This window comes from Streptosporangium sp. NPDC002721, from assembly GCF_042888905.1.
Lineage (GTDB): Bacteria > Actinomycetota > Actinomycetes > Streptosporangiales > Streptosporangiaceae > Streptosporangium.
Genome location: NZ_JBIAQI010000035.1, coordinates 80,127 through 88,696, shown reverse-complemented (window position 1 = coordinate 88,696; position 8,570 = coordinate 80,127). Strand labels below are relative to the sequence as shown.

At 70.4% G+C, this 8,570-nt stretch carries 10 protein-coding genes; 5 read left to right on the top strand and 5 right to left on the bottom strand.

Going from position 1 to position 8,570, the window contains the following annotated elements; translation table 11 throughout:
* Positions 1-414: 414 nt before the first annotated feature.
* Complete coding sequence (locus ACFYWM_RS38300) at positions 415-873, top strand: hypothetical protein (RefSeq protein ID WP_389924651.1); 459 nt, start codon at positions 415-417, stop codon at positions 871-873.
* Positions 874-1,086: 213 nt separating this feature from the next.
* On the opposite strand, the gene ACFYWM_RS38295 is transcribed toward ACFYWM_RS38300, so the two are convergent.
* Positions 1,087-2,184: a hypothetical protein gene (locus ACFYWM_RS38295; protein ID WP_389924648.1), complete on the bottom strand. Its 1,098-nt coding sequence runs from the start codon at positions 2,182-2,184 to the stop codon at positions 1,087-1,089.
* 228 nt (positions 2,185-2,412) lie between these two features.
* Between ACFYWM_RS38295 and ACFYWM_RS38290 the strand changes: the two genes are divergently transcribed.
* Positions 2,413-3,321, top strand: a complete 909-nt coding sequence (locus tag ACFYWM_RS38290; RefSeq protein ID WP_389924645.1) for a recombinase family protein — start codon at positions 2,413-2,415, stop codon at positions 3,319-3,321.
* On the opposite strand, the gene ACFYWM_RS38285 is transcribed toward ACFYWM_RS38290, so the two are convergent.
* Positions 3,318-3,809 (bottom strand): hypothetical protein, encoded by a 492-nt coding sequence (locus ACFYWM_RS38285; protein WP_389924642.1) that lies wholly within the window; start codon positions 3,807-3,809, stop codon positions 3,318-3,320. The genes ACFYWM_RS38290 and ACFYWM_RS38285 overlap by 4 nt on opposite strands.
* 85 nt (positions 3,810-3,894) lie before the next feature.
* Here ACFYWM_RS38285 and ACFYWM_RS38280 point away from each other — a divergent pair, with 85 nt between their 5' ends.
* From ACFYWM_RS38280 to sigJ, 3 genes are all read left to right on the top strand, one after another.
* Positions 3,895-4,548, top strand: a complete 654-nt coding sequence (locus ACFYWM_RS38280; protein WP_389924639.1) for a TetR/AcrR family transcriptional regulator C-terminal domain-containing protein — start codon at positions 3,895-3,897, stop codon at positions 4,546-4,548.
* Between the two features lie 260 nt (positions 4,549-4,808).
* Positions 4,809-5,249, top strand: coding sequence for a hypothetical protein (locus ACFYWM_RS38275; RefSeq protein WP_389924636.1), 441 nt, complete (start codon positions 4,809-4,811; stop codon positions 5,247-5,249).
* Between the two features lie 223 nt (positions 5,250-5,472).
* Positions 5,473-6,393, top strand: coding sequence for an RNA polymerase sigma factor SigJ (gene sigJ, locus ACFYWM_RS38270; protein WP_389924633.1), 921 nt, complete (start codon positions 5,473-5,475; stop codon positions 6,391-6,393).
* A 46-nt stretch (positions 6,394-6,439) separates the two neighbouring features.
* Here sigJ and ACFYWM_RS38265 read toward each other — a convergent pair whose 3' ends face one another.
* The 3 genes from ACFYWM_RS38265 to ACFYWM_RS38255 all read right to left on the bottom strand — a co-directional run bounded on the left by ACFYWM_RS38265 (position 6,440) and on the right by ACFYWM_RS38255 (position 8,567).
* Complete coding sequence (locus ACFYWM_RS38265) at positions 6,440-6,577, bottom strand: hypothetical protein (RefSeq protein WP_389924630.1); 138 nt, start codon at positions 6,575-6,577, stop codon at positions 6,440-6,442.
* Positions 6,578-6,688: 111 nt separating this feature from the next.
* Positions 6,689-8,041 carry a cytochrome bc complex cytochrome b subunit gene (locus ACFYWM_RS38260; protein ID WP_389924627.1) on the bottom strand — a complete coding sequence of 451 codons (1,353 nt, stop codon included), beginning with the start codon at positions 8,039-8,041 and terminating at the stop codon, positions 6,689-6,691.
* A 163-nt stretch (positions 8,042-8,204) separates the two neighbouring features.
* A complete protein-coding gene (locus tag ACFYWM_RS38255; protein WP_389924624.1) occupies positions 8,205-8,567 on the bottom strand; it encodes a DoxX family protein in 363 nt (120 codons plus the stop codon).
* Between the last annotated feature and the right edge of the window lie 3 nt (positions 8,568-8,570).

Below are 8,570 nucleotides of genomic sequence, written 5' to 3'. Positions count from 1 at the left end.
AAGCTACCTCGCGGGCCTTCATCTACGCGGAGCCATCGTGTGGCTCCGAAGCCTTCAACCCATCTAAAGATTCAAAGCCCGTACAGGCCCTAGGACGCCTGAACGTCATGATTCGGCCACTGCCCCGCCCTGGTTGTCCACAGCCATAACCACTCCGTCGGCTACCCGCCGTCCGGGCCCTCTGACCAGTGCGAACGCTCTACTTTGCGTCTGGTGACACCGACCCGAGCGCCGGGCCAACGGGTCGTCTCGTCTCCGGTCCGAGTTCGCGCTGACCGTCGCAATCGCCGACAGCCTTCTTGGCGAAAAGTTTTTGTCGTGTTTCTCCCATTGACATGGCCTAAATCGGAATAAACACTGTCGAATGTCATCCTCGCCTACTTTCGGTTTCGGTCGCCCAAAAGGAGTGAAAGTATGTCCGAGTTCGGCATCGCCCCCGGTAGAAACCAGTATTTAGTGAAAGCCGATGAGCCCAACTGGGGGGTCAATTACCAGGCGTGGGGCAACTACGACTACGCGCTTATGAGTACCGACCGCAATAACCGGGGCAGCTGGGTCGTATTTCACGAGAAGGACGGCGGCTACCTGATCGAGTCGATCGGCAGCAACTGGGAGGGCTTCCGATTCTGGGCGGCCCCGCGAGGGGACAGTCCCGTCCTTGGCGGCGAGGGCATCTGGCTCTCCGAGGAGTACAGAGCCAGCGTGTGGCAGGTGCGCAGAGCCCCAGTCGGTGCCGGTTTCGATCTATGGACCGGCGACCCGAACACGCCCCTGAACGTCTGCTACCGCGTCGTAGACAACTGGTTGTGCGCCCAAAACAGCTTGTACGGCAACGTCAAGCAATGGATCAGCTTCCTCGCCCTGGATGCCTGAGAAACTTCGTGGTAATTGTTCTTGAAAGCCGAGAACTCATCCCCCGAGAGACCCTTCTGGCCGACGCGCGGCCGACTGTCCAGTTCGCCGACCGAGCGCCCCCGAAGGAGCGGACTTGATCGGCGGCACGGTCACCGGCGATGAGTCGTCAATCGCTCATCAGGGGCGACGAGGGCTTAGCGCGAGTTTTCGTTCCGATGTTCCTTAACCCCCCTATCGGCCGCGGCCACCACGCCCATGCGAGGGGCCACCTCGTAGCTTCGGCCGGGAGCTGCGCTGGGCCTGCTGGGCATGGGCACGCTCGGTGCGCTCGGTGTGCTCCTGGGCGGCTCGCCCGGCGGGCAGCGCGGCGCGCAGGTCGACCTCCTCGGTGACGGCCGCCAGGCGCCGGCGGGCCTCTTCGGCGGTGGCCGGGGCCCGGTAGCCGGGGAAGGCCAGTATGGCCGCGCGAGAAGGGGCCGGGGTCGGGGTGCTGAGCCGGGCCACGTCGTCGGTGAGCACGGCGCTCAGCCGCTTCAGGTGGGCGTCGGGGAAGGCGCCGTAGCGGCGCGCGCTCCAGGCCGGGGCGGCCGCGATCCGGCGCCGACGCAGCTCGCGCGCCAGGGCGTCGGCGTGGGTGCTCAGCGTGGCGGCCTGGCGGTGCTGGCGGTGGCGCCGGTGCCAGGTCTGGATGGTGGCGGCCAGCAGTACCAGCGCGGTGGCCACCAGCATCCATGTGGCGGCCGCCGGTCCCTGGCGGGCGGCCGCGATGATGATCCGGGTCGCGGCCCGCACCTCGGCCCGGGCCGGTACGGGAACGCGTGCCTGGGCGCGGAGGGCTTGGGCGGACCAGGCCAGGCGATCGGCCAGTGCGGCGATCGGCCCCGGCCCGCCCGTCCCGTCCGGGCCGGGCTTTTCGACGCGCTCGGCGAGCGCGGCCAGCATCGCGGCCGCGCCCCGGCACCCGCTGCGCCAAGCTGCGACGTCGCCGTCCGGGGTGCGCTCCAGGCGTTCCCGGACGGCGTCGACGAGCTGCGCGGCACGCTTCCACTCGGCGACGTCGACGGCGGCCCGCTCGCCGGGACCGGCCAAGCCGGCCGCCTCGGGGGAGCGGCGCCACTCGGCCAGCGCCGGGCCCTGGCCGTCGACGTCGTCCCACTGCTGGCGCAGCTGAGGCAAGGTCAGGTCCGCGGCGAGCTTGCCGCCGCCGAACCACACCGGCGCCCGCCCGTCGGCCGGGCGCAGCGCCGCCGAGTAGCCGACCACGCGGTCGCAGCCGCCGGTGGCGAACCGGGCTCGCACCAGCACGCCGCAGGCCTTGGCGCGGCGCACGAACTCCGCTTCGCTCGCCGAGCTGGCGGCCGCCGCACGCACCAGGCGGGCCAGGCGCAGCCGGTCGACGTCCCCGCTCCCCGGGCCGGTGTGGCCGGCCGGGCTCCTCGATGGCGGACCGGTGCCGGCAGCGTGCGTGCGGGCTCGCTTGGTGCGTTCGGCCTCGGCGCGGCTGTAGCCGGGCAGGCCCCGCCCAGTTCACCAGCGAGCGCCTTGGGGACGCCGGACGTGGCTGACCGCATCTACTTGCGGCACTCCACCGACAAGCAGACCGACGCCCGCCAGCGGCACGCCCTGGCCGTCCTGCTGGCTACCGGTGCCCCCGTCTACGAAGACCCCGCCACCTCCAGCCGCCAGCTCTCCCTCGACCGGGCCGGGTTCACCACGCTGCTGCACGAGGCCGCCGTCGGCGACACCATCCGCATCGCCGACGCCGCCCGCCTGTTCCGCTCCGTCGCCGACATCTTGGTCCTGCGCCCCGTGCTCATCCGCCGCGGCTTGCGCCTGCGTGTGGAGTCCGGGCTGCTGCCCGGCATCGACCTGGCCAGCGACGACCCCGGCACCAAGATGATGGTCTCCGTCCTGGCCGCCGTGCTGGAGTTCCAGCGCGACATGATCAGCGAGAACACCCGCGAAGGCGTCGCCGCCGCCGAGGCCGGCGGCAAGACCCTCGGCCGACCCGCGGCGCTCGCCCCGGACAAGGCAGCCGACGTCGTCAACGCCTACCGTCAGGGCGCCGCCGTCAAGGCCCTGGCCCGCCAGCACCGGGTCGCCCCCAAGACCATCCGCCGCATCTTGGACACCGCAGGCGCTCGCGACCTCCCCAGCCAGCTCACTGAACCAGGCGCCGACAACCCGGACACGAACGTGACCCTCGACCTTCCCGGCTTGCTGGTCGACCATCTGCGCGTCGCCGGCGACCAGTCCATCCGCCAGGCCCTCTCCGCCGGGCAGATCGTCCGCCGCGGTAGCGGCTACTCCGTTCGTCTCACCGCCCCGCTCACCCTCCACCAGACCGCGCTGGCGCAGAGCGCCGCATTCGCCGAGGGCGCCGGACCGTCCGAGCGCAAAGCGCACCGTGTCTTCACCGCCCGCGTCACGGGGGTTGAGCAGCAACCGAACTGTCAGTGGCGTTAAGCGAGCACGAGGAGGATGACCAGCGATCCTGCGGTCGTGAGGAGAAAGCGCGCCAGGACCAGGGGGCGGAACCATCTGGGGAAGGCCGCCTCGGCTGCCCTCATCAGAGCCTTGGCGTCGATGTCTGTGGTGCCGGACTTTCGGAGCGCGGCCTCCACGTACCGGACGACGAAGACCTGGGCGGTGGTGATGAAGCCGCCGGCGATCAGCAAGATGGGCTGGAGGATCCAGGTGAGCAGTGGTTGGCCGTTGAGGTTCAGTACGGCGAGCGCGGCCAGGCCCAGGGCGATCGCCATTGACACCGCCACGCTGGCGGTGCCGGCGGTGAAGTCGAGGCCGTTCTTGACCAGTACGGCACGATCACGGCCTTGCCGCTGGATCTCGGTATCGGCGGCTTGCTGGGCCGCGCTGCCATACCGGTGGCCGGCGAGCGGGACAAGCAGGTACGTCAAAGCCAACAGCAGTTGAAGGGTGACAACGGTGGGCACGGGGGCTCCTCGGGGAACGGGTGAACTTAGTTCAACAACGTAGCCTGGGGTTGAACAAAGTTCAACAGCGGTTAGGCTGAGCGTCATGCTGACCAGGGAGCAGATCGTCCGGGCCGCCGTCGCGGTGCTCGACGCGGAGGGCGTGAACGGGCTGAACATGCGCCGGTTGGGCGCACACTTGGGATCGGCCGCGTCGGCGATGTATCACCACGTGCAGAGCAAGGACAAGCTGGTAGTCCTCGCCGCCGACCACGTGTTCGGCGAGATCGCACTGCCCGATCCGGCCGGGGCCGATTGGCGAGAAGCTGCCGCGTCCCTGGCGCGTGGCGCGTATGCCATGGTCGTCCGGCACTTCTGGCTGATCCCGGCCATGAGCACCCATCTCATCTACGGCCCCAACAAGGCTCGCTTCGATGAACGGTGCTTGACGGTCTACGAAAGTGCCGGGTTCACCGAAAGCGCGGCCGATCAGGCGGCTGCAACCGTGCTCATGTTCGTGATCGGCGCGGCGCAGGGTGAGGCGGCGCAGGCGGCCTGGCTAGCGCGCCTGCGCCGAAGCGGAGCTGATGCCGAACAGGAACTGCGGGAGATCACCGCAGAGATAGTCGAGATCGCCCAGGATTTTCCCCGCCTGCGAGTCCGGCTCGGTTCCGTCGCCGCCTCCCCGCCCGAAGATCCCTTCGAGTTCGGGCTCCACACGCTGCTTACCGGCTTGGAGTCGCACGCCGCTCGAGGTTGACGTGGCGGTAACGCGCGCCGCGAGGACTCGTTAACGCCACTGACGGTTCGGTTGCTGCTTCAAGCCCCGCTTCCTCTCGTCGCCAAAGCTGCGACATGCGGAAACAGGCCCGTCGAACGCATCCGAACGGAAAGTCACGGTAGGACGGCCTGATCCATTCCACTAACGGGACTTTTCGTTCGGATGCTCGTCATGCCCCGATTCCGCCGCGTGCGGCCGGGCGCCCGCGTCCCGGGGAAGGCACGGCCGACGGCCGGCCGGTGGGCTTGCGGGGACCGGGCCACCGGCATGACCACGTCGTCCAGGTGTTCAAGGACGTCTGCGAGGGGACGGACGAGGCCGCTGCCTTGAGCGCCCTGCTCGCTCCCGGCGTCGTCGTGATCACCGACGGCGGCGGCCGGGTACGTGTCCCGCTGCAGCCGGTCAGCGGCACCGAGCAGGCCGCGCGCTACCTCCTCGGCCTGTTCGGCGGGCAGGCCGAGGTGACCTTCGCGGAAGCGTCGGTCAACGGCGGGCCGGGGCTCGTCGTCCGCGTGGCCGGCACCACGGCCGCGGTCGTCGTCCTGCACCTCTGCGACGACCTCATCACGGACGTGTGGATCGTGATGAACCCCGACAAACTCGGCGCGTTTCAAGGGTATGAGGACCCTCCGACGAACCCTCCGACGGACCCTCCGACGGACACGACGCGAACACGATGACGTGCTCTGGACGACGTCGTCCAGAGCACACCTCCTCACGTTCGTGGTGGCGTTCCCCCGCCGGCCGTTCAGAAGCCGAAGCGCTCCCAAACGCCTTTGTACATGGCCATGGCCATGCCATCTCGTCGTTAGGTGGAGAGCCGTCACGCCGACGGCCCACGAGGCCGCCCCCGCGGGCGGGCACATCTCCTCACATTCATACCGGCGATATCGTCATAGGTGCATGACAGACGAAGTACGGCGGGGGGCGCGGATCCTTGACGACACGGCTCCCGCCGAGCGCCGGACCCTGTTGGGGCTCGCCTACCGGATGCTCGGTTCCGCGCACGACGCCGAGGACATCGTGCAGGAGGCGTACTCACGCTGGTACGCGATGGCCGAGCGCGAACGGCGCGAGATCAGGTCGCCCATCGCGTGGCTGAGCAAGGTGACCAGCCGGATCTGCCTGGATCACCTGATGTCGGCCAGGGTACGGCGCGAACACTACGTGGGCGAGTGGATACCCGAACCCCTGCGCGACCACGGCGCCTGGACCAGCGTCACCGGCCCGGCGGACGACCCCGCCGACCGGACGACGCTGCAGGAGTCCGTCAGCATGGGCATGCTGACGGTGCTGGAGACGATCACACCCGCCGAACGTGTCGTGTTCGTGCTGCACGACGTCTTCGGCATGCCGTTCGCCGAGATAGCCGAGGTGGCCGGCCGCAGCCCGGCGGCCTGCCGCCAGCTCGCCGTCAGCGCCCGACGCGGACTGGCCGCGGAACGGGCCCGCCCGGTGAACGACGCCGAGCGGCACCGCGAGGTCGTCTCCGCGTTCAGGCGGGCCTGCGAGAGCGGGGACATCGACGCCCTGGTCGCCACGCTGGACCGCGCCGTGGTCGTTCGTTCCGACGGCGGGGGCAAGGCGCACGCCGCCCTGCGCCCGGTCCTCGGCGCCCGGAAGGCGGCCCGCCTGTTCCTCGGCCTGCTGCGCAGGCGACCGGACATGGAATTCGGCGAGGAGGACGTCAACGGACGGCCCGGCGCCGTCATCCGCCAGGGCGGCGTCACCGTGGCGGTGATCGCGACCGAGACCCGCGGCGAGGTGCTCACCCGGATGTGGATGGTCGTCAACCCCGACAAGCTGCGCGCCTGGACCGGCTGAACCACGCGCGGCCTCCCGGCTCCCGGCTCCCGGCGTCCCGGTGACCTCAGGCCGCGCTCAGCGGCTGCTCCGGCGCGCGGATCAGGTCCGCGACGGAGTCGTGGACCCGGTGCCGGTACGGCCGGCGCGAGCCGTGGCCCAGGGAGGCCGCGACGTTGGCGCCCGCCCGCCGCCCCCCTGGCACAGCGCATGCCGCCCGTTCATCGGGGCGATCCCGCCTCGCGAGACAGGGGCAGTGCCGTCTGGTGTCCGGCGACCCCGGCTCCGACGATCACCACCTGTGCCCTGCTCGGCGTCACCGCCGTTTCCCCGGGGTGATCGTCGGCTCCCGGCTCTCCTGTCGCGCCGGTGCCGGCCGTTCGTGGTACCCGCCGTCCGGGGATCGCATGATGATCCCGCTCTCTGCCCCGTGCTCGGCCGCGTGGCGATCCGCCTGCTGGAGCGCGAGGCAGATCCGCCGGGTGAGGACGAAGGCGATGACGGGGCCGGCGACCACGGCGAACCTGAGGAAGATCGTCACGGCCTCGACGGTGAGATGGAAGTGGAAGGCGATCTGGTCGTTGGCCGCGGCCGTCCACAGCAGGCCGTAGAACGTGACGCCGGCGACCGCGACGGCAGTCCTCACCGGCCTCTCGCGGGGCCGGTCGAGCAGCTCGTGCGCGAGCGGCCCCCGGCCCGGCGCGAGCCTGCCCTGGGCCGTGCGGCTCGCGCTCCGGGGCCGGCCCTGCGCGTCGCGGCGGCCGCGGCGCGCCAGGAGGAGGCGCTCGGCCGCCGGGTAGGCGGCCAGGGCGGTGAAGAAGATCCCCGGCACCACCAGGGCGGGGACGAGCACCGCGAGGCTGAGCGTGTGGTCGCCGACGGTGAGTTCCCACCCGGGCATGATCCGCAGGGCGCCGTCGAGGAACCCCATGTACCAGCCGGGAACCGAGCCCGCCGAGATCTGCGTCGGCCTGGCCGGGCCGTACAGCCACACGGGGGCGATCTGGACGCCGTACCCGAGGATGATCAGCATGCCGATCGTCGCGAGCGCCATCATCGGGCGTGCGCCGCGTCGCGCCGGCAGCGAGGCGGCGAACCGGGAGTGGCCGTGCCGCCGCACCAGCAGTTCACGGGCGATCAGCAGCGCGGCCACGACGACCGCGATCAGCAGGTGCCCGCCGTACATGAGCGGAACGATCCTGTCGCCGGGGAAGTCCGGGCCGAACAGCAGCGACAGCGCCCAGGTTCCGGCCACGGGGACGGACTGCGCGACCGACATGATCAGCCACAGACTCCCGCCCGACAGCATGTCGTCGGGCAGGACGTTGCCGGTCTCGCCCGCGGCCATGCCCAGCGCCAGCAGTGTCACCCAGATCAGCCACTGGCCGGTACGCGGGCGGCGGAACGCGCCGGTGAGGAACATGCGCAGCAGCTGCGACACCACGGCCGCCACGAAGACGAGTGCCGCCCAGTGGTGGGCCTGGCGGATGAGCAGGCCACCGCGCAGCTCCAGGCTCAGACGCATGGTCGAGTCGAAGGCCTCGCTGACCAAAAGCCCGCGTAGCGGACCGTAGGAGCCGTCATAGCTCACCTGGGACATGCCGGGGTCGTAGAACACCATCAGCACCGCCCCGCTCACCACCAGGACGACGAACGACCATAGGGCCATCTCCGCGAACATGAATGACCAGTGCGAGAACTGAAACGAGCGGCGCTTGGCCGTCAAGGAAAGCATCCGGGCCCCTAACCTTGCCTTACTCACACGACACTCACACGACGAAACAGAGCCGGCGGTTGTGACGGCGACGGCGCCTCGGCGACGGTGACAAGCGTCACCACGCGGTTCCTTCTTCGGGGTCTCGGCCACCCCGTGCCCGCCGAGCCGCCTGCACTCCGGGCGGTGACGTACTCATGTGCTCCAAGAACACGGTCAGCAGCAGTTCGAGGACCTCCGCCGGTCCGGCACCGCCCCGCCCGGTGGAACGCCAACCGGGGAGCCCCTGCTCACCCGCGCGTGGGCCTTCTCGCAGGCCCGCCGCCCCCGCGGCCTTGGCCGCACCCAGCCAGGGCCACCACGAGGCGGCAACACCGTACGACTCCAGCGGCCCGACGACCCACGCGGCACGGGTGAGCAGGGCGTAGGCGGAGAACGCCGCCCCCGCGGCGGCCAGAACGGTGACGATGAGGTGAACCACGGG